Annotated in this window: 16 protein-coding genes; 7 read left to right on the forward strand and 9 right to left on the reverse strand. The window is 35.3% G+C overall.

Going from position 1 to position 22,059, the window contains the following annotated elements:
* Window positions 1-302: 302 nt before the first annotated feature.
* Window positions 303-1,238 (forward strand): hypothetical protein, encoded by a 936-nt coding sequence (locus WD055_05190; GenBank protein MEX0849599.1) that lies wholly within the window; start codon window positions 303-305, stop codon window positions 1,236-1,238.
* Window positions 1,239-1,405: 167 nt separating this feature from the next.
* Window positions 1,406-2,467, forward strand: coding sequence for a hypothetical protein (locus WD055_05195; GenBank protein ID MEX0849600.1), 1,062 nt, complete (start codon window positions 1,406-1,408; stop codon window positions 2,465-2,467).
* Between the two features lie 93 nt (window positions 2,468-2,560).
* On the opposite strand, the gene aspS is transcribed toward WD055_05195, so the two are convergent.
* Window positions 2,561-4,330 carry an aspartate--tRNA ligase gene (aspS, locus tag WD055_05200; GenBank protein ID MEX0849601.1) on the reverse strand — a complete coding sequence of 590 codons (1,770 nt, stop codon included), beginning with the start codon at window positions 4,328-4,330 and terminating at the stop codon, window positions 2,561-2,563.
* Window positions 4,331-4,468: 138 nt separating this feature from the next.
* On the reverse strand, window positions 4,469-4,828 hold the full coding sequence (locus WD055_05205; GenBank protein ID MEX0849602.1) for a DUF1499 domain-containing protein: 360 nt from the start codon (window positions 4,826-4,828) through the stop codon (window positions 4,469-4,471).
* Between the two features lie 167 nt (window positions 4,829-4,995).
* On the opposite strand from WD055_05205, the gene WD055_05210 reads away from it, so the two are divergent.
* Window positions 4,996-5,793: a hypothetical protein gene (locus WD055_05210; protein MEX0849603.1), complete on the forward strand. Its 798-nt coding sequence runs from the start codon at window positions 4,996-4,998 to the stop codon at window positions 5,791-5,793.
* Between the two features lie 939 nt (window positions 5,794-6,732).
* Here WD055_05210 and WD055_05215 read toward each other — a convergent pair.
* Window positions 6,733-7,029: a nucleotidyltransferase domain-containing protein gene (locus tag WD055_05215; GenBank protein ID MEX0849604.1), complete on the reverse strand. Its 297-nt coding sequence runs from the start codon at window positions 7,027-7,029 to the stop codon at window positions 6,733-6,735.
* Window positions 7,030-7,084: 55 nt separating this feature from the next.
* Entirely contained in the window at window positions 7,085-9,118 is a 2,034-nt protein-coding gene (locus WD055_05220) for a hypothetical protein (protein MEX0849605.1), read from the reverse strand.
* A gap of 277 nt (window positions 9,119-9,395) precedes the next feature.
* Here WD055_05220 and nfo point away from each other — a divergent pair, with 277 nt between their 5' ends.
* A complete protein-coding gene (gene nfo, locus WD055_05225) occupies window positions 9,396-10,253 on the forward strand; it encodes a deoxyribonuclease IV (GenBank protein ID MEX0849606.1) in 858 nt (285 codons plus the stop codon).
* Between the two features lie 370 nt (window positions 10,254-10,623).
* Here the strand turns inward: nfo and WD055_05230 are convergent, their stop codons facing one another.
* From WD055_05230 to WD055_05250, 5 genes are all read right to left on the reverse strand, one after another.
* On the reverse strand, window positions 10,624-11,613 hold the full coding sequence (locus tag WD055_05230; GenBank protein ID MEX0849607.1) for an MraY family glycosyltransferase: 990 nt from the start codon (window positions 11,611-11,613) through the stop codon (window positions 10,624-10,626).
* Between the two features lie 166 nt (window positions 11,614-11,779).
* The gene (gene infB / locus WD055_05235) at window positions 11,780-13,738 is read right to left on the reverse strand and encodes a translation initiation factor IF-2 (protein ID MEX0849608.1); all 1,959 of its coding nucleotides are present in this window, start codon (window positions 13,736-13,738) and stop codon (window positions 11,780-11,782) included.
* Between the two features lie 31 nt (window positions 13,739-13,769).
* Window positions 13,770-14,837 carry a transcription termination factor NusA gene (gene nusA / locus WD055_05240; protein ID MEX0849609.1) on the reverse strand — a complete coding sequence of 356 codons (1,068 nt, stop codon included), beginning with the start codon at window positions 14,835-14,837 and terminating at the stop codon, window positions 13,770-13,772.
* Between the two features lie 512 nt (window positions 14,838-15,349).
* Complete coding sequence (locus WD055_05245; GenBank protein ID MEX0849610.1) at window positions 15,350-15,919, reverse strand: uracil-DNA glycosylase; 570 nt, start codon at window positions 15,917-15,919, stop codon at window positions 15,350-15,352.
* Window positions 15,920-15,995: 76 nt separating this feature from the next.
* A complete protein-coding gene (locus WD055_05250; protein ID MEX0849611.1) occupies window positions 15,996-17,525 on the reverse strand; it encodes a clostripain-related cysteine peptidase in 1,530 nt (509 codons plus the stop codon).
* A 183-nt stretch (window positions 17,526-17,708) separates the two neighbouring features.
* On the opposite strand from WD055_05250, the gene WD055_05255 reads away from it, so the two are divergent.
* From WD055_05255 to WD055_05265, 3 genes are all read left to right on the forward strand, one after another.
* A complete protein-coding gene (locus tag WD055_05255) occupies window positions 17,709-17,849 on the forward strand; it encodes a hypothetical protein (protein ID MEX0849612.1) in 141 nt (46 codons plus the stop codon).
* A gap of 1,048 nt (window positions 17,850-18,897) precedes the next feature.
* Window positions 18,898-19,359 (forward strand): hypothetical protein, encoded by a 462-nt coding sequence (locus WD055_05260; protein MEX0849613.1) that lies wholly within the window; start codon window positions 18,898-18,900, stop codon window positions 19,357-19,359.
* A 77-nt stretch (window positions 19,360-19,436) separates the two neighbouring features.
* Window positions 19,437-22,058, forward strand: coding sequence for a pitrilysin family protein (locus WD055_05265; protein ID MEX0849614.1), 2,622 nt, complete (start codon window positions 19,437-19,439; stop codon window positions 22,056-22,058).
* The last annotated feature ends 1 nt before the right edge of the window (window position 22,059 follow it).

Raw genomic sequence — 22,059 nt, forward strand, 5'->3', positions numbered from 1 at the left:
TTAAACGCGCACCGCATGTTTACTTTTATAACAGATTACATCTTAATAACATTGTATCATAGAGCCTATCCAGAAAATATTTCTTTGCTTTTCAAGACTATATAATTATTTGCTTCATCTTTTGATTCAGCCTAAGAAAACATTAAAAAATTACAAATTAGAATTATATACATCCATACCCGACCAAATCACTTCAAAAAAGGCGTTAAAGCTTGACATAATACGTCGCAAATGTACTATTGTAATAACATTTAATGATCATAAAACATCCCGTTTGGGATGATTTAGTGGAGGTATTCATTGTGAGAGGTTATTTTCTAAGCACATGTGCACTATTTTTAATTTCTATTCCGCTAGAAGCGCAAGTTACCGGTATTTGTATTTTCGATGATACAGATGACCCTGCATCTTGGAAAACTGCTGCTATAAAAAAGGAATTTGTAAATACACTTGATAGTGATGCAGAGCACATATTTTTAACACCAAGCTTATGGAAAGCATATAAAAACAGATTTAAAAACAGTAAGCATAGGCGTAATTTTTGTAATAATTATGACTTATTCGATACACACATTGGATTGTTCTATATCAACAAAAAAAAATCCAATACAAAAATTGGTATAAAAATTCAATCTTTCACCCGTATATCTCAACCTTTTGCATCAATTAAACCGACATCTCATAACTATCATTGGGCTACACGATTTCACACAGTCTTCGACATTCAAGAATGGCAAGCATACTATTGCCAACCAAGTCATAAAAGTTTTATCTATATGAATGGGCATGGATCTGCACGATCATGCCACTTACACTGCTGTATGGCAGCAGGCATTCCAGGAGATAAATTTGCGTCACTCCTTAAATTTTTTAATGATCAACTTAAGATAGATATCTTTGGCATGCAAAGCTGCTTTTGGACTTCTGGCCGAGTACTAAAGATGATGAACCAAACATATGGCCTTAAAAAACTCCACTTTACTATCTTTACACCTTTAAAAACTGAACAAACTTTGTGGCTTAACCCTTTTTGTTCTCAATGCACATGCCCACAATGTCGCAATATTTATTCTTTTTTTGCCGGCATAAAAAAAATAGCTCACGCATTTTCCGGTAATATAAACGAAAGCATTAAACAAATTATCCGCCAGATTGATACTTTACTCATAGAAAAAAACAAAAGTCAGCATGCCACCTTAATTACTGCCGGCACTGATAACATCCATGTAATTAGTTGATAAGAATACGTATCATTTACATACATAAGCTCAAACTACCTATAACACAAGTACTCATTTAAAAAACACCATAGTCATTCCCCTAATAGCCTTTTTACATATCTATAATTGTAGATATAATTATAATCAGATAAAAATTCTACTTATACTATCTGCAAAGGGGCCCAATGCATATTTTTAATCAACTAAAGATTCTGATTGTTCTTCTTTTATCTGCAGCAAATGTAACAGCAACAACATATCCATACTTTGATTTTAATCTAGAATTTGATAATGAAAAAACAGCTGTATGCTTTTTAAATGGTGCTACCGATTTTTACAGCTGGAACACTCCTGTTAAGCAAGAGTTCATAAAATTAATTATTCATAAAGCTCCACATATTTTTATAACCCCTGACATTTTGCAAGAATTCATTACATTGCGCAACAAATATTTAAAAGAATTAACATCTATCGGCATTGATAACCCACGAGAAGTTTGCTCTGTCCGCAATGGCAAACTGTATGTATCTGATAAGCCAGTTAACCTTGAAAACGAACAGCTCGAAACCTATTTAACTGAATTATTTGCTTTTAACCCAAATGAATGGCATATCTATGATACACGTTTAAATCTATATTACTTACAGCACAACTTCGCTCCTGATATCGGTATTCGGGTAGATTCTTTTAGCTATATAGATGATTTAAATGATTATAGCTATGATAATAGCATGCCAAGAGTTTTCAGGCATTCAAACGATAGCGAATATTCTACCGATTGGATAAACAATTTTAACGAACTTTTTGATATTGAAAAATGGCATAGTTATAAAGACAAGACCAATAAACAACCCATTATTTTTATTGGCGGACATGGTTTGGAAAAAAACTTAATTTGCGGAATGCAGACTAATCAATTTAAAAATATCTTCACCTATATTGATAGCTATCTTAATGCTGAATATTTAGCAATTACTTCCTGCTTTTGGCCCGCACAACGCATTACTGAATTAATGAATGAAACAGATAGCCCCTGGAAATTCAATCTCGGTCTACTTACACCAATAGATAATGATGCTGAAACCTATACATATACTCGACCATTTTTAACAACATATGATCCGATAACTCAAACCTGTGCATTTGAGCAAAAAGGTCGCGTAATGACCATTTTTGAAGGTGCTTTTGCATTTGCAGATGCGTGCAAAGAGTTTATATCTCATCAATGGAATAAAATAAGTATTTAAGTCAATTCCACTTTATCTTTATGCATAAAAAAATCTCGTATTATCTGTTCACACAAATAAAGCGAGATTTAATTTTTTATAATAATTAACTAACTAAGATTTCCTTCCCGGCATAATCTTGAGACCATATTCACGCAATTGAACATCCTCAACTTCAGTTGGTGCTTCCATCAATGGATCAAAACCACGGGCTGTCTTAGGAAATGCAATGACATCACGAATTGATTTACTGTCAGTAAGTAACATGATAAAACGATCGATGCCGAATGCAATGCCACCATGTGGCGGAAATCCTAAATGTTGTGCTTCGAGCAGGAAACCAAATTTTTTCTGTGCAGTTTCTTTGTTCAATCCAAGCAAGTCAAATACTTGGTCTTGCATATCTGCTTGATGAATACGAATCGATCCACCGCCTAGTTCCACACCATTAAGCACTAAATCATAAGCACGTGCTTTCATATCTTTTTGCTCAATATTTTGCCAACCTTCTTGCGGACTGGTAAATGGATGATGAACTGCATGCCATGCTTTTGATTCTTTGTCATATTCAAATAATGGAAAATCGGTAACCCATAAAAATTTATGTTGATCTTTTGGAATCAGTTTTAAATCGTCAGCTAACAATAAACGTAATCTTCCTAATATTGCCCAAGCTTCTTGATATGGACCAGCAACAACAAACAGTGTTGTTTTTTCATTTGCTTGTGGAATTACCTTTTGAACTTGCTGCAAAAAGTCGTCTGGTAAAAACTTTGAAACCGGAGAGTCAGCTTTGCCATCTTTAAAGCGAATCCACAACAATCCTTTTGCACCCAACTGCTGTGCACGGCCAACCATGCCATCAAGTTCTGAACGGGCAAACTCATGGTCATGTACGGCAACTGCACCGATGTTGCCACCTTTATCCAAAACAGCACGTAAAAATTTTAATTCAGAATCTTTAAATAGTGCATCAATATTATGAATTGGCAAATCAAAACGTACATCAGGTTTATCCGATCCGTACTTAGAAAATGCTTCATCATATGTTATACGTTCAAATGGGATATCAAGTTTTTTGCCAAAAACTTTTTCCCAAATAAATGCATAAAGTTTTTCAGTCAAATTTTGAATATCTTGCTCATTAACGAATGACATCTCGATATCAAGTTGAGTAAATTCAGGTTGACGATCGGCACGCAAATCTTCATCACGGAAACAACGCGCAATTTGAAAGTAATTCTCAAAGCCACTTGCCATTAACAACTGTTTATACAGTTGAGGTGATTGTGGCAATGCATAAAATGAGCCTTTGCTCACGCGTGATGGCACGATAAATTCTCGAGCACCTTCAGGTGTATTTTTTGTCAAGATTGGTGTTTCAAGATCATAAAAACCATGATCGTTCAAAAATTGTCGAATAGCAAAAATAACTTTGTGGCGCAATGCAAAATTACGTTGCATCTCTTGGCGACGTAAATCTAAATAACGATATTTCAAGCGCAATTCTTCATCAACTTGTGCTGCTTCTTCAAGCATAAATGGCAACGTTTTTGCTTTATTCAAAATCTCCAATTTTTCAACTTGCAGCTCAAGCTCACCGGTCGGCAAATCTTTATTGATTGTCTCTTCAGTTCGATTGACAACTTTACCGGTAACTTTAATCACATATTCTGAACGCAAATCATGCGCAAGCTCATGAGCAGATTTATCAAAATCAGGATTAAAAACCAACTGCATGATACCACTTCGATCACGTAAATCAATAAAAATAAGTCCGCCATGATCTCGGCGACGATTTACCCAACCGGTTAATGTAATTTCTTTCCCTAATAAACTTTGATTAACTTTTGCACATTCGATAGTACGCCCTGAACGTTGCATTTAATATTCCTTGAAAATGATGGATAATTGCATTACTAGATATATTTTATCATATTTAGCACATTTTGCTATGCACCATTCTGATTAGCTAAATAGGCAATATCCATCTTAATTACAATCATTTTTCAAACATCTTTTTTATTTTTTGAGCCTGCGTTTATTAACGCCAAAATCATATGTGCCGACGCGTGAGGCAGAACGCATATAAACAATCGGCTCATGCTCAGAAAAATAGAATTCAACATCATCAACAAAATGCCAAAGTTTACTCTCAAATGTTGCATGAAAATAATCATCAGTTTCTGTAATTATTTTTGTTCGAGCAAAACTTAAAATTATTTTTTTCAACCGCATTTGAGCCTCTTTCTTTGAGCCGGCGTAATACATAGATTGAGCATTCGTTTTTTGCCCATCAACGCTCTGGATTATGGCACAATTCCATTTTCCATTACATGGGAAAAGCATACCATCTTTAACTCCCAACTCAGTACTATTCATGCTACTTATCCAAAAAAAAAGAGGTTAAACATAATAACTTATTTTTACCAACGTTCACCTGAACCCTTTTTGCATTCTTGAAAATTATGAAACTATATAAAAATTGACTCAACACTTTAAATTTTCTATTGTTCAACATAGCTAAAAAATTTAAAACGAGGAAAGAAATGTTTATATTAAAAAAAATATTTTTTATTGGTTTAATTTGTTCAACAGTTACATATGCAGCTGATCCGGGCAGAAAAAAAACAACAACCAAAAATCAAGATCTTCTTGATACATGCTTTACTAAAGAAATAATAACTATCCCTGGTGCGCTCATGCATTATAAGTCAATTATAAAAGAAGAAAAAACTGAAACTATTGACGGACCATGTACAAATTATTTTATCGGCATTGCTTCAGGACCGAATGAATCAATAGCTCAAAAACTGGCCCAGTCTGTTCAAGATGAAGTAAACTCCCAACAGTTCCCAACGGATCTAGCATCATACCAACAAGAAGCTTTAAAAAAAATAGTGGGAAAAGATATAACATTAATAAAAGCTGCACAAAAAACAAGCGCTTCTCTTTTTTGGTTGAAATTAACTGAAAGTGGACCTTTATTTGCACAAGAAAACTTAGCCTCTAAGTATTTTACGATCTTTCCTCAAACCGTAACTCCATTTGCACAAAGCGTATCTGATCTGAGTAAAGGCGCTGATTTAGAAGATATTAAAAAATATATTCATGAAGAATGTTCCGATGCGACAGAGTCTCATCCTGCGCTTGTTTTAAAAATTAACCCTCAAGCATTATTTGATAAATATGAACACTCAAAAGAACTTGAGATCTTAGACGCAGAAGAAGAAGAAGAATTTCCTGAAGAAAGCAGTACTTTTTATTCTCAAAAAAATAGCCTGCCAAGCGCAATCAAAACTATATTTGAACTATGCAAAGATAAAGTAGCTGAAATGCTCGATTAGAATAATTAAATTTAATATTGAATAAAAATTGAGAACTATTTTATCTTTTTTTCAATTCGGTTAGCAATTTCATACATAAGCAAAGAATATTGAGGAATAACTACCGCAATGCTTTCAGCTATCTCTTGTCTATATATATGAGAGGATTCATTTCGTTTCTTTATAATATCGAGACATTGGGTGTCCTCTTGTTCTGAAAGAAATTTTACTTGTACAGCTTCACGAATTATACTCTTAGGCGAATAAGTAGATATAGCGTCCTTCACTAAGCAGCACACATTTCGCATAATATCCCCACAGCTTTTTCATAAAAATCGTCTTCGGCGGCTTTCCAAATTGCGTTTTTAATTTACTACAAACAGTCTTCTTTGTCGTCCTCGCAGCCTGCCCGCCTTAGCTTTAGCGACGGCTGGGAATGACAGGGGTGAGAAACTTTGTTATTTTGTGTGATAATTATTTTGAAAGTAATTTTTACTAAAATAAGCTTGAAAATTAAACCTGTTTAAAATAATTATTTAAAGCATTACAAAAGATGTGGGTAATGCATAGGCATTCGCAGCCTGCCCGCCTTAGCTTTAGCGACGGCTGGGAGAACGACAATGGAAATACTTTAACATCAAGAGTACGGTTCGTTATCGTATAGCATTCCTTTTTCAGTTCTGCACAAAATAATACCTTAATGAAGTCTCATTTCAAAAGATAAGTATACTTTTTCATTGTGCGTAACTTAATAAATATTGCTATAGTGTTATTTTTTCAATATCTTCAAGATAAACCTTTAGCATTTTCCACAACATATCCGTACAATATTCAAATCGTTAAATCATAGAATCCCGAGCCGTCAACTCCCAGCCTTCCTTTTCAGTTTCAGCAATTTGCCTTTTTTTATTGAATCATCCAATGTTTCTAAAGCGGCCTGAAAATTTTTAATTTTTTTATTTATTTTTTCCATACGACACCATCTTTTAAAACTTCGCTTTTCATTTCTTGCGATATAGCATAAAAATCAATCAAATCAAATTTAATCGGCAACGATGATTCTTCAAGGTCCATGATAATAGCATTTAACTTTTTAGAATTAACCTCTTTACCAACATCAAGAGCTATATCTATATCTGATCCCGGTCTATCGTCACCACGAGCACGCGAACCATAAAGAATTATTTTTGCATGAGGCAAATGTTTTAAAATTATAGGAACAACAATTTTCTTATACGTTTCTGTTTTTGATTTCATATATCTAATATATGCATGTTAAAAATAAAATATCATTACTTTATTCAAACAAGTCTTAAAATCTATATTCCAAACCAATGTTCATAGTAAATGCAAGATCATCGCCAATATTTGGGATACTCGGATCATTCGGATCTTCAATGTTACGAGCAGAAAGCAAACGTAATTGGCGAGAATTAAACGGCTTTCCTTTAATGTCTTTAAAGTGACCACCCGGAACAAAAATTGAACTTACATAGTATAGCTTTAAATCTCTGAATAAATAATAATCAAAGAACAGGTTAAGCTCAGTTCCCAAGAATGTATCCGCCAAACCGTTCAACTCTTTTTTTGTAACTACATCAAATTTATGGGTTGCTTTATCTTGCCAGAACATATAAAGATTTGGATTGAACACAATACGCCTATTTATTTGTGAGGGAGTATAATGCATTGCTGCACCCCAGAAAACTAAATTACTAAATCCTGATGTTAATTGTGCAAAACGGCTTGGAGCTTGACCCGTTGTTGGCGCTGAAAGTGGAATTTTTAATTTTCCCGAAGAACCTAAGAAAAACGCACTTCGTACGCGCTTACCTGTATAAATCTCTTGCAAACCAATAAACCCTGTGAAATCACCATCAACTGTTTCAAAATTTGGATTATCATCACCGGATGCAATTCCTGCAGTTACCGCTAATTGCATATCTTTATCCCACAAAAACAGAGCCGCATCTGTTACAAACATCCAACCCTTATAGCGATTCTTATAGCCATCTCTAAATCTATTTGTAGCATTGAAAAATTGATCTTCTTGTGCCGGCAAGACATTATTGGGAATAAACGGCATATCATCAGAAAAATTCTCTACAAAACCAATCGGCTTCCCGTTAAAAAATTCACACTGCGGCGCATCATTTATTAACTTTTGTGCTGCTTTGCCAACATTGCTCGTATTGCCATTAGGAGCAACAACATTTTTTGGTGAATGAGGAACCTTGTATGGATCAAGATTGGTAACACCATTTGGATTTACCGGGTCGAGGCCAATAAACGCATGACTGTTCACACGCATTTCAACCCCGTCACGCAACTGTTTTTCAATGCGATTTCGATCCCAACCTCGAATACGTTGACGCCCAAAGTTCATCGCCGTGTCAAATCCAAACGCAAATCGTGACCCTTCATACTCGCTGGAAAGACCTAAAGTAAGCAGCTTGCTTTCAGCATCAGCTTTAAATTCAACTCGTTGCTCCGGATCATGATTAAACATACCATATGGTTCAATATATAACTCACCCCAACATTCATTTTTGAACACATGCCACTTAAAGCGTTGTGCAACTAAAAAGTCAACACTCCCGAATCCGCGTTCCGGATCATCTCTACGACCTATCTCCATTTCATAAATAGCGGCTATGTTTTTGCGAATATTAGCCGTATTATTTCTTAAAATAGCTACATATGAATCATATTCTAAAATGTTTTTTACAATATCACCGGAAAATTTAGCGCCCCAGGCAAATTGATCAACATTAAAGTCAGTGTAAAACCCAAGAGTTGACGGGCCAACCGCATATGCTTCACCTAGCGAAATCCCGCGACCAAGTAAAAATGGAAAAGCTCCAATCATAAATGTTTGCGTATTTTTAAACGTCAAACCAAAAGCTTCACCAATATCAAACCCTAACCAAAATTCACGAATCCATAAAATGTTGCGCGGCAAATAATGAGTATGAGTCAACCCTTTTGCATCCAAATCAACAATTGATGCCGGTGTTACAGGAGAAACACTTGCAGGGTCTCCCCATACAGCACGGTTACGCAAAGTTGCCTTCATTTCTGCCACATTACGCCCATAGGTACCCTGACCGTAAAGGGTGTCAAAAGTAATGTCTAATGTATGGCGACTAAAGTAAAACTTATCTTCAGAGTTATTATCATTCAATAAGTTTGCATTGCGTGCATAAAATGTTTCCGGACGGTATTTTCCTGAAAAGAAAAATGAAAAGTCTTCAGTTGGTTGAAAAAGCGAGCCTAGCGAGAGCAATGGTTGTGTGGATAAAAAACAACCTAAAAAAAATAAACTTAATATTTGTTTGAGATTCATACCGTCCTATGTGCGAAATATACAAGAGTAATTTAATTTGAGAGCTTCTCTACCACATTTCTCCATTTTTTAGATGCTATTTTTTGCTTCAATAATAGCTTGATTAATTGTACTCTCTTTGCTTGTTTTGTCAACGCAAAACCACACTATTATATCAATAATCTTTAGACATTTCGGTCCCTTAATAATTTAATTTCATGATAAAAAATGATCTTATGACTATAAATTGCTAAACTTATTATTAATACATAAGCAGAAACAATCATTGGATCATTATATGCAAAAAAAACAAACGCTATTACTTGGCGCCCATATGTCAATCGCCGGCGGCATTGAACAATCAATTCTACGAGCCGAACAAATCGGCTGCACTGCCGTACAATTTTTTAGTAAAAGTAACAGGCAGTGGAAAACAAAACCTCTCACTGAAAGTGAAATTACAGCGTTCAAAGAAACATTTAAAAAATCTTCTATTACCTCTGCAACTATACATGCCAGCTATTTAATCAATATTGGGTCACCAAATGCAGAAACTTCAAATAGATCCCGCGATGCTTTGGCTGATGAATTTAATCGAGCACAACAACTTGGAGTTGACCACTTAGTTTTCCACCCAGGCTCTCATCTAAAAAAAAGCGAGCCTGATTGCTTGCAACGCATTGCAGAACAAATTAATTATATCTTGGAGGGCTCTACTCAAAACAATACTCTGTTGACGCTAGAAACAATGGCAGGACAAGGCACAAACGTCTGTTATAGTTTTGAACATTTAGCATATATCTTAGAAAAAGTTGAACAAAAGAATAGAATTGGCATATGTCTAGACACATGCCATATTTTTGCAGCCGGATATGATATAAAAGAGAAGTACCAAGAAGTCATGCAATCATTTGATGATATCATTGGACTTAAATATTTAAAAGTTATACATATAAATGACTCAAAAAAACCATGCGGATCTCGTGTCGATAGGCATGAACATATCGGAGAAGGACAAATAGGGCTTGAAGCTTTCAAGCAACTTATGAACGACCCACGCTTGGCGTATATTAGCAAAATTCTAGAAACGCCCAAAGATTCAGCTGAAGATGATATTAAAAACATCGCCACGCTTAAAGCTTTAATTACCGAGTAAAAAAAGTTGTTTTTGGGAAAAAAGACTGCTTAAGAAAAGCGAGCAAGTAATAGATCTGACCAATCAGGGAGCTAAGAAGGAATTGTAGCTAAATAAACTATGCTGGCCACAATCTATTACTTTCTCAACAAGCAGTGCATTTAACCATACTCCTATAAGATAGGGAGGAGCATGATTTCAAGCTTAAGACTCTTCTAATTTCTACCTTTTTTGATCAAAGAGCAACACAATTTAATAAACAAATATTGCAACAACAAAAAAAGAGGCTATTTTAACTGTTTTTTAAAAAAAACGTTTGCTTTTTGCTAAAAGCAACAAAAAAGCAACAAAATAAAATTTTAAGATATGAAAAGGTTTTTTGGAATTATAGCTATAAAAAAATACAATACAGCCAAAACAACAAAAAGAAACTCCCTAAGACAAGAACTGCAACGATATCAATTAAGCCTTGAACAAATAGAATGGAACAAATCATAAGAATTATTGAAGCTGCCATAACAAAAATCAAAATTTGATATGGACCAAAACCTTTATTTTTTAAATATATTGCAAAATGATCTGGACTTGGATGGTAAAAAGGAATGTTTTTAGCCGTTCTTAACAAAATCAGTCCACCAACTTCCAAAAGAGGAATCGCTAAAATAATAAGGGGCACGAGATAACCATGCCAATTAATTGTTCCCCAATTGTATAAAAAAGGAATTGTAGCAAAAAATCCACCTATAAACAGTGAACCTGCATCTCCTAAATAGATGCGAGCCTTAGGTCTATTAAATATAAAAAAAGCTGTTAATGCTCCGATAAAAGAACACAATAAAAGAGCTACAGTGTAATTATGCATTAAAAGAGCAATAAATAAGAAACTCAGCGAACAAAATAAAGCCACTGTACCTGCAAGCCCATCCATAATATCAATCAAATTAAAAGCATTAATTATAATCAACATCCAAAGAGCCGATATGGGTATATTCCAGTAGTTATAAAAAATATGTGATTTTAAATAAAAACCTGCTTTTAAAAAACAAAGAACTGCAACTGCTTGGCCTGCAAATTTTTGCGACGGCCTTAATGCGATCAAGTCATCAATGAGACCAACATAAAATAAAATAGTGCAACCAACTAAAAATAAAAAAAATTGATTATCAAACGGGAAAGTAATCCCTAGAGTTGTTAATATCCCTAAGTATATAGCTGCCCCCCCCAAATAAGGAGTTGGCGTCTTATGTTTTTTAACTACACCATCAGGATGATCAATAATACTAAACTTATGCGCAATTTTGATAAAAATAGGCACAAAATAATAAGTAAGTAAAAAAGAAATAACTACACTAAAAAAAAGCTTGATAAGAATAAAATTCACTGCAATGCCTTTTGTGTTAAATACCAAATTAATGCCATCAAGCATATCAAAACGTATAACATTAGGCGAATGAAAAAAGATATTTTTTGGTCATCTCTTAAAAAACAAAAGATGACCAAAGATTTTTTTTTCGAACTATTGATTTAAGCAGTATAAAGCAAAAGAGTTATGCCTTACCTTCAGGAACCGAGATGAAGCATTCTACACGGTCATCTTCATAAAAATCATCCAGGCCTTCAACTCTGAATGCACAGTCAAAACCGGCATGAACTTCTTTCACATTTTTGCCTTCACGTTGTAAGCTAATAATTTGACCTTGGCCAATTTTTTGCTTACCACGCCACACAACAACTTTTCCATTGCGAGAAAAAACACCATCTTTAACCATACAACCGGCAACAATCCCCAGTTTTTTAATATCAAAGACTTTTAGTATAGATCCTTCGCCAATTTTTTTATCAACCATTACAACTTCTTTTTGCTGCTCAGCTCGTTCTTGTAGATCTTCTAGAAGTTTATAAATAATATCAAACAAAACAATTGAAACAGCATCTTTTTTTGCTAGCTGTAAGGCATTTTGTTCAGCTTTTACATGTAGACCAACAATGGCAGATTTTGTATTTGCAGCAAGAGCAACATCGCTCTCATTGATTTCTCCAACACCTGATGAAACAATAGAAAAATCAATATGTTTTATTTTTTTTGAAATTTTCTTAATGGAATCAAGCAATGCTTCTTTTGAAGAATTCGTATCTGTTTTAACAATAAGATTGATTGCTTTCTCTTTCAAGAGAACACGTGAACGATCCTCTTCTGGGCGAGCTCGACGTGCAGATTTTTTTGAAACAACTTCAAAAAAGTTCCCTGAATTCGGCAATGAAGAAAATCCTGCAACACGAACTGGATTAGCCGGACCGGCCTCTTTTAATTGCTTGCCATATGAATCGGTTATTGATGAAACTCGGCCAGAGACGTTGCCCGAAACAAAATAATCACCGAGATGTAATATACCCTGTTGCAACATAATGGTTGCTACTGAACCGCGACCTTTTTCTATCTTAGACTCAAGAACATACCCTTTTGCTTCACCTGCAAAGTCAGTTTTTAATTCCATCACTTGCGCTTGCAAATCAATAAGTTCAAGCAACTCATCAACTCCTTGCCCTGTTTTGGCAGAAATCGGAGCAACTATAACTTGACCGCCCCAATCTTCCGGCAACAAATCATGTTCAGAAAGCTGACGCTTTATCACTTCAAGGCGTATGGGGTCAGCTTTGTCAATTTTATTGACTGCAACAATGATCGGCACGTCCATTTGTTTTGCAAACTTAATAGCTTCAATGGTTTGAGGCATAATTCCATCGTCTGCAGCAATAATAAGAACTGCAATATCCGCAGTTTTTACACCGCGAGATCTAATTTTTGTGAACGCTTCATGACCTGGAGTATCGAGGAAAACAATCCCGCCGTGCTTAGTGTCGACATGATATGCACCTAAATGTTGCGTAATACCACCTTTTTCTCGAGACGCAACACGAGATTTGCGAATGTAGTCAAGTAACGTTGTTTTGCCATGATCTACATGACCTAATATAACTATAATCGGAGGACGAGACTTAATGTCTGCAACTTCTGAATTTTCAATTTCAGTTTTTTGATCAGATGTTGCCTCAGGAGCCTTTACAGAAACCTCATAGTATTCTGCTAGGCGACGAATAACATTTTCGTCAAGCAATAAGTTTTTTGGCGCAAGAATGCCCCAACGAAGCAATGTTAAAATCACGTCATTGGCAAGAATACCCAAAGTTTGGGCAAAATCTGATGGCGTCATAGGAGAAAGAAGTATCTCCGAGACAGCTGCTACAGGCTTGCTTGCTGCATTTACAGGGTCGCCCTGCGGTGCATTATTCGAATCAGTCCGATTTCTATAAGAGCTTTGGCCAGAACTCTTTTTAATCGAAGGGTTGTTTTTTTGGGGGCCTTTGTATTTTTTTTTCAAATATCCCATCTCTTGATTAGTAAGCATAAACAGATGACTTCCAACTTTATAGCCGGCCTTATTTAAGGCTTCTATTAAGTCTTCAGAAGAAAGGTTATGCTTTTTTGCAAATTCATATATACGCATCACACCATCTTGCTTCTACAATACAGTTTTTTTACTCTTCTAAACCGGCTATATTGATATCAATAATATCTGCAACCGCTTCATCTTTCTTGTCTTCTTGCACAAGATCAATATCAATCTCATTTAGCCTTGCAGCCAAAGAAATATTTTTCCCCATCTTACCAATAGCCAATGACCGCTGGTCTTCATCAACCCATACATAGGCTTTATGCCCCTTTATCTGAACCTTGTTAACAACGGCCGGCTTTAAGGAATTTTTTATCATGGCCTCAGGAGATTCGTCCCAAGATAGCACATCTATCTTTTCACCGCCAAGCTCTTTAAGTATTGGCTTGATACGTACGCCGCCAACCCCAACACAAGTCCCTACGGGATCAATGTTTTTGTCATTAGATGCAACAACAACCTTAGATTTATAACCCGGCGCTCGTACGATTTTTTTTATTTCTACAAGCTTTTCAAAAACTTCTGGTATTTCTAACTCAAAAAGCTTGTATAAAAACTGGTCTGATGCACGGTCCAAAATAAGCTGATTTTCATTGCGGGGCTCAGAAAGAACTTCTTTAAGCAATGCACGAATCGGATATCCCACAATACATTTGTCGGTTGAGCTCATTAAAGACTTTGGCAAAAAACCCATAGAATCTTGAAGCTTAACTGCTATGCCGCCGCGCTCACATTTGTGAACAACGCCGTGAACAATCGTACCTTCTTTTTCTTTGAATTCATTATAAACAGCCAACGCCTCAATTTTTCTAATTTGATTAGCGATGACCTGCTTAGCACGCAAGATCTCAATACGGCCTATCTTTCCATCAAAGGGAATCCAGGCTTTATCTCCAGCAGAAAGCTTTTCATCAATGTGCCTTGCTTTACGTGTGCTGATTTCAACATCAGGATCCTGTACCGAAGATACAACTGTTTTTTCGACCTCAATGGCAACATCATCCTCTTTTTTGTCATGACGTGCTCGTAAAGGCAAGTTAGGGTATTTTTTTTCGTACGCAGCTAGCATACCCTCACAAATAATCGAATTTAAAGTTTCCTTGTCAAGACCGCGCTCTTCAACAAGTTCCTCTATAACAGCTGTTAATCTCACAATATCCTTTGCCTACTGAAACATTTTTGAATTGTATAGATAAGTGTAACATAAAAAAACTGAAAATGAAGCTATTTCTTTTATGATGTTTCTTTCTAACTTCTTATATATATATATATGTTTTTAATAAATATAATAGTAATAAGCAAAGACTTTTTTGGTGGATAACTTTTTCTTAAAGCTCTTATATAGTCTGCAGATCGAGCCATACAGGTGTCTTAGGATGGTGGATAAGTGGTGGATAACTTGTGGATAACTTGTGGATAACTCAAAAATAACCCTTGGATATCTTTATATAGAGGCACATAAAGAAAAATGTAAAAATAAGATCGCCCTTCAGGAGGGAGGATTGTTTTTTTGCCTAAAAGTTATCCACAAGTTATCCACCATCTATCCACCACTTATCCACCACTTATCCACCAGACAAGAAGTCAGTTTGTATGGATTCTACAAGCCTAATTGTTTCTTATTGAAAATAATTCTATATAAAAGGTATTTTTTTTGTGTGGGGTTTATAGAGTAGATTCTTCTATGGCTTTAATGATGTCTTCTGTTAGGGTGGGGAGTCTTTTTGGGTCGCGTAAGATGTATGCCGGGTGAAATGTGGGCAGAAGTAAGAAATCTTTCATTTTTATATATTTCCCGCGTACTTGTGAAATAGATATTTGTGTGTCAAGTAATCCTTCAAGGGCGGATGCTCCAAGGGTACAGATTACTTTAGGTTGAATTATTTGAATTTGTGCAAATAATAAGTTTCTGCCTTGGTGAAGTTCATCGGGATATGGCTTGCGGTTTTTTGGTGGGCGAACTTTTACTATATTGGTTATGAATACGTCTTTTCTCCTTACGTTGGCAGATTGTAGTATTTTGTCTAGTAGCTTTCCAGATCTGCCTACAAATGGACGTTGTAGTTCATCTTCTTTTGCACCGGGGGCTTCGCCAATAAACATAAGGTTTGCATTGGAGCTTCCTTCTCCAAATATAATGCGATTACTTCCGCCTTGTACAAGAAGTTTGTTTGAATTTTTATAAGGTTCATACAGTTCTTCAAGTAGCTGCTGTTTATATATCTTTAAGTTCATATCGTTTTTTAGTTAAAAGGGCCAATGTATATATTAGCATACGCATTGGCCCAAAAAATTAAAGAGTTCTTTTTTTTTATCCCGCTACATACATATGTATCAGTTGTGACCATTTGTTTTGTTTTGCAAATGGTATATGTGCATATGAGCTATGAATACGTCGCTCGGGAAAATAAATTGATATGCCACGAGCTTGATTTAAGTTTTTGCCACATACATTTGCAAGAACCAGTTTTCTGATGATTGCCCGTCCATGATCAAGCAGAGTCCTCAGTTCATTTGTTATTTTTTGTCCTCGTTTTGCATTAGTAAAACTAAAATGTTTTAAATTGTATTCAAGGTTCACATATAGATGGTGCAGGTCAATGTAACTTGGTTCATCAAAGTGTGTACACAGTAGTTTGTTTTTGCTCGCACGAATTGCATTGTTCACGCTTTTGTTTTTTTGTAGCTGTAAGGCTTCAATGAGTAAAGTTGCAACATCATTTATGTTCTCTTGAAGAAAGCTAAGGTCGTCAAGAAAGATTGCTGATTGCGTATAGTCGTTTGTTATTTTATTATATGTTTCTTCATAGACATGTGCAATGTGACGAGCAAAATCACGCTTGTTGAGCGATCTATATAAAAATGGCTCAAGAACTTTTTGGTAATTCCACCCTGTGCCAAGTTCTACTTCTTGTGATCCAACCATAATATGAGCGTGCTGTTGTAATAAATCACAAACTTCAATCATAGACATTAAGCATGCATCAAAGCCGATAATTGCAAATTTTTCATTATTTAGATATTTTTTACGAACAGCGCTTAAGGCATAATCTAGTTTTTCATTTGTAAGATAGTTTCCGGCTGAGTCATCCCAGCAGATGCCCTTTGAGTTGTCTTCGCATTCTTCAGCATTTGATTTTGATAGGTTGCGTTCATTTGTTTGTAAATCATTATCAATTTCCTGCCAAGCAAGAGACTCCGGATCCTGTTGTTCAAGTAACCATAATATGTCTTGTGCATCATGATTGTGTTGAGCCGGATCAACATCTCCTAAGATACTTGTTGATCGATCAAGTTCAAGCATGTTTAAGGTTGGATTATATGTGAAGAGTTCTGTTGGGCTGATAATTCTGCCATGATATGGATCAAGAGCACCGGTTCCATGATTCCAGAAAATAAGAGCGTAGTCATGTGCCGGATAATCTGTAATTGCCCATTGGCAAGCAGATATTAATGTTTCAGGTTGTCCACTGTCCATGCGTTGTGTTGCAGGATCATAAGCATTAACGTGTAATATTTTATTTTTTTCAATATAGTAACGTCGAGTTATTTTTTTGTTTCCTGCGATGCGAATATCCAGATGCACAACTATGTGGATATTTTCATTTGAGCCAATTGCCGCCATTTGTTTTATGTTGCGTGCTGCAAAGCTGCGTAAATCATTGTCGGCTGCCATATAAACAATGATGGAGGTTTGTCTTTTGGATGTTTTTTTATGATGTTTTTTTTCTTTGTTGTATGAAACCGCAGGCATAATATGTTGCTCTCGCGATAAAGCGAGATGCTCATAAGTAAATAAAGTAAAAACAATTAAACATGCTTTTATTGTTTTAAAATTCATTATCCCTTCCCCTTTTTTTTGATGTGAATTTTAATTACATGATATGAAAAATAGGAGGCAAAATGCAATGAATTGGTATTCTGTTTTTACTTTTGATACAACAGTTGGCTATTTGTTATTGCAAGAACAAGAGTCAACCCAAAGCTCAATTGAAAATCTAGAAAAAAAAGTAACGAAGGATTGATGAATAAAAAAAGACAAATAAGCATGAGGATGGTATGGACGATATTGATTTGGAGCCCTGATATTTTGCAAAACATGCACCATAAAAATCCGGTATATGCTCGTGAAAATGAGATACTTGGCCAAGTGAGTAAAGCATAAAAACCTGTGACTAAAAGAGTAACTAATTGTTTTGAAAGGAGAGGGATAGGAATATATCGGAGGATTAACTGTAATAATAAAATGAATATAATGAGATGCAATCCTGACCGGGCCAGATAATGTATAATGCCCCAATTTAAAAAGAGGTTTTTAATGTGCTGATACTGCTTTTTTATGCAAGATCTATTGCCTAGAAAAATTGACGACAGTAATGTTATTGTATTAGGAGAACATTTTTTTTGTAGTTGATTTAATATGTTGTGTTTGAATGTATGTATAGATCTTTTAAGATGAAACCTTGGATGATAAAGAATGCTTGCCTTGTTATTTTTTAAAAACGTAGTTGCATGTATTCCTTCTTTTATTAAATAGGTATTAAAAGAATTACTATTTTTTTTTCCTATTTTAATATCCTGGAGCATGATTGTGTCGCCAACTGTGTAATAAGGCTTTTGTTTTGTATAGCACTGTAGTCGCCAATTGAATCGTGAGGGGATGTTGTTCTTAGTGTTGGTTGTCGAAGTGACGTCAATTAAAACAGTATAATGATATAGGTCGTGCTGCACGGGATCAATATCATAAACCGATCCGGTTATATTTACTATTTGATTGCGAATGAGAGATGCATGGCAATTGTGTCTATACAGCTGAAATTGTAAGCGGGTGAATCCTAGTACAAAAAAAATAATACACAAAAAAAATGGTTTCCATGAAGATGAATTTAGTGTAATAAATATTGAAATAAACCAAAAGACTGAAAATATTATCCATTGATATGTATAAGCAAAACTGATGCCCAGCAAAAAAGAGCTTGTGAATGCAAGCCATAAGATCAGGCGATTTGCGTGAGATTTAACTATTGATTTTTTGTCATGTTCTTTCATTATGTAAGTATATAAGATTTGACTATGTAATCAAGTAAATGGAAAATAAAGAGCCCTATTGTGTATAAAATAATATGTGTGGTAACATAATGTTTCCAATAGTCACGTTGGTGCCTATTTATATTAGGAACAAAAAAATGAAAAACCGGTTATTTTTTATATTCATGATGTCATATATAATTCCTGTAAATTGTAATAAGCAGTTTGATGTTCAGAAGCATTTAAATCGGATTAAACATAAAATTGTTATGAATTTTCCTGAGCAATGGCAGAAAAAAGGGGAAATATATTTTTGGCCTTTTGTTGGTGTATGTACTGTATTAATATGTGCAGTATCAATATCTTGTTGTGTCAGGAGAGATACACAAGATTCTCGCGAGATATTTACTGATATGCTAAATAAGATATTTGGTCAAGATATTCCTGCAGATATGAAGTTAAACAATGGAGAGCATTGGGCCAATTTGCATGTTTTATTTGATAGATCAGGCGCTACGCTGCATTTAGGTAAAGAGGATCATCAATTGTGTGCTCAAATGCTTAATCTTCCTTTAGGTTCTCCTCTTAATCCAGATGTGGCTAGTATTGTTAATTTTGCTATGAGTAGGCTGGGAAAAACAAGCTAAATTGGCCTTTTCTTTGCTCATTTTAGCAAATTAATCTACACTTAAAATATCGCTCTATATCAACGAAATGAGGAAATATGAAAGCTTTTGGCTCTATTGAGCATTATACATTAGAAAATGGTCTTCAAATAATTATTAATCCTGACTCATCAACACCGAAGGTTTCTGTACAACTTTGGTATAATGTCGGCTCAAAAGATGAAAAAGATGGAGAAAAAGGGTTAGCCCACTTGCTTGAGCATATGATTTTCAAGGGAACTCATAAGCTTTCTGAATCCGATATCAATATGATTACTCAAAAATTATCCGGCTATACCAATGCATTTACTTCATATGATTATACAGGATATTTATTTGATTTTCCCAAGCAGCATTGGCATGCTGCTCTTGAAATGCTTTCTGATTGCATGACTAATTGTACATTTCCTGATGATATGCTGCAGTCTGAGCTAAAAGCAGTGATTCAAGAACTTAAAATGTATAAAGACAATTATGTTTCAAGTTTGATCGAGTCGATGACAAGTTCGGCATTTTCTGACCACCCTTATCATCACCCTATTATTGGTTATAAGCAAGATTTATGGAGTATAACGCGAGACGGATTAGTTGCGTTTTATAAAAAGCATTATAAACCAAATAATGCAACTTTGGTTGTGGTCGGTGATGTTGATCCGGCAAAGGCGCTTGCTGAAATAAAAAATTATTTTGGAGCAATTCCTGCGGGCGATAAGATTGAAAAAATAGAACATTATGCACAACAAGATATGCAATCTACAAGCGCTACCTTGTATCGTGATATTCAGCGTCCATTATTGATGTATGCTTGGCGCGTGCCGGGGATTAAAGAAAACAGTGAATTTTTGTTGAGTGTGTTAGCGCACATAGTTGGTCAATCACAAAACTCAAGGTTGTATCGATTGTTGGTTGATGATCTGCAACTGGCAACTGATGTGAGTATGTTTTTGGATGACCTTTTTGAGCATGGTTTGCTCTTTTTTCATGTTGACCCGGTGGATGAAAATGCAGTTAAGGAGATCGAAATACAGATAAAAAAGGTGCTTATAGCATTGCAAGAGTCTGTTGATGATGATGAAATTTCTCGCGCAATCAAGCAAGTGAGTATGGGGCATTTAGTTCAAGGTGAAACATTGCAAGAGCGCGCTTATATGATAGGCAAAGGTTTTCTTGCAACAAAAAATCCAAATTATATTAATGAGTTTATTCAAACAGATGAACGTACAATAAAAGAGCAAATAAAAACGTTAATATCCAACTGTTTGCGTGCAACAACGATGCATAAAGGTGTAATAGCACCATTGCCTGATACAGAAAAAGAGCATTGGCTTTCCGTTCAAGAAGAAAGTGATCGAACTGATGCTGTTATTTTATCACGTAAAGTGCGCGAGACTGAAATTGAGCCGGGTAAGTTGGTACATCAAATAGACACGAAAAAAATGAATCAGTTTGTTGTACCACAGCATGAGCGATTTGATTTGCAAAATGGTTTAAAAGTTCTTTTTTCTCCTACGGGGGGACAAAAAATTGAACTGATTTTAGAATTTGAATCGCAATTTTATTGTGATCCGGAGCATTTACAGGGCTTGTGTAATTTTACCTTTGCACTGCTTGAAGAAGGCACTAAAAAGTTTAGTAAAACAAAGCTTGTGCAAGAACTAGCCTCACGGGGAATGCATTTAGAGGTTGGAGCCGGTTCCATTTCGTTGACTTTGTTAAAAGAAGATTTAGATTTTGCATTGCAAGTGATAGATGAGTTGGTGGAAAATGCATTATTTGATGAAAGAGCTATTGAAAAAGTACGAGCACAGATTCTATCTGATATTGATGATTTTTGGGATGAGCCTAATCAGTTTATAAAACAAATTGCACGAGAGCATATTTATCAGGATCACCCTTATAAAAAATCATTCTTAGGGACAAAGGAGTCTGTTGCTAAGATCAATCGTGATGATTTATTGCATTATTATAAACAGCATGTAAGGCCCAACAATGCTTGTTTGGCAGTTGTAGGTGCATTTGATGAAAAAAATCTTGAACTAAAAGTCCAAGAAATATTCAATCAATGGGAGCCGGTGCAATCAGTTCGAATTGAATATCCTCATCTTGTAATGCCTAAGCAAAAAAATATTATTCATCCTATTGTTCGTGACCAGGTTGTTCTTGCATTTACAGGGCTTTCAGTTGACCGAAAAAATATAAAATATGACCCTCTTTTGGTGTTCGATCAAATTTTTGCCGGTGGTGTTACCGGATCTATGAGTTCACATTTATTTCAATTGCGTGAGCAAACTGGTCTATTTTATACGATTGGTGGTTCTTTGGTATTTGGTGCCGGCCATCAACCGGGAATGTTCTTTATTAAGACAATCGTTTCACAAGATCGCTTGCATGAAGCTGAAAAAGTTATTAAGCAAACAATGCAATCGTCCGCACAGAAAGTTGACTCACAAGAGTTCCGTGCTGCAAAAGATGCATTGTCTCATTCTTTAATTGATCAGTTTGCAACACAAAAAGGTATTGCTCACAGCTTCTTGCTCATCGATCGACTCTCATTGCCAAAAGATTATTATGCTCAACGAGTGCATATGATTGAACAAGTCGATAGAAATGAAATGATGAAGGCGGTCCAAGAAGTTATGGATGTTGATAATATCAGCACAATAAAAGTTGGTCGATTGTAGA

It is taken from the genome of Candidatus Dependentiae bacterium, from assembly GCA_040878395.1.
Taxonomy (GTDB): Bacteria; Babelota; Babeliae; order Babelales; family Vermiphilaceae; genus JAKBEL01.

Excerpts from the sequence above, each read along its gene's own strand:
- WD055_05195 (MEX0849600.1), top strand. The coding sequence starts at position 1,406 with ATGCATATTTTTAATCAACTAAAGATTCTGATTGTTCTTCTTTTATCT.
- aspS (MEX0849601.1), bottom strand. The coding sequence starts at position 4,330 with ATGCAACGTTCAGGGCGTACTATCGAATGTGCAAAAGTTAATCAAAGT.
- WD055_05205 (MEX0849602.1), bottom strand. The coding sequence starts at position 4,828 with ATGAATAGTACTGAGTTGGGAGTTAAAGATGGTATGCTTTTCCCATGT.
- WD055_05210 (MEX0849603.1), top strand. The coding sequence starts at position 4,996 with ATGTTTATATTAAAAAAAATATTTTTTATTGGTTTAATTTGTTCAACA.
- WD055_05215 (MEX0849604.1), bottom strand. The coding sequence starts at position 7,029 with ATGAAATCAAAAACAGAAACGTATAAGAAAATTGTTGTTCCTATAATT.
- WD055_05220 (MEX0849605.1), bottom strand. The coding sequence starts at position 9,118 with ATGAATCTCAAACAAATATTAAGTTTATTTTTTTTAGGTTGTTTTTTA.
- nfo (MEX0849606.1), top strand. The coding sequence starts at position 9,396 with ATGCAAAAAAAACAAACGCTATTACTTGGCGCCCATATGTCAATCGCC.
- infB (MEX0849608.1), bottom strand. The coding sequence starts at position 13,738 with ATGCGTATATATGAATTTGCAAAAAAGCATAACCTTTCTTCTGAAGAC.
- WD055_05245 (MEX0849610.1), bottom strand. The coding sequence starts at position 15,919 with ATGAACTTAAAGATATATAAACAGCAGCTACTTGAAGAACTGTATGAA.
- WD055_05250 (MEX0849611.1), bottom strand. The coding sequence starts at position 17,525 with ATGAATTTTAAAACAATAAAAGCATGTTTAATTGTTTTTACTTTATTT.
- WD055_05255 (MEX0849612.1), top strand. The coding sequence starts at position 17,709 with ATGAATAAAAAAAGACAAATAAGCATGAGGATGGTATGGACGATATTG.
- WD055_05260 (MEX0849613.1), top strand. The coding sequence starts at position 18,898 with ATGATGTCATATATAATTCCTGTAAATTGTAATAAGCAGTTTGATGTT.
- WD055_05265 (MEX0849614.1), top strand. The coding sequence starts at position 19,437 with ATGAAAGCTTTTGGCTCTATTGAGCATTATACATTAGAAAATGGTCTT.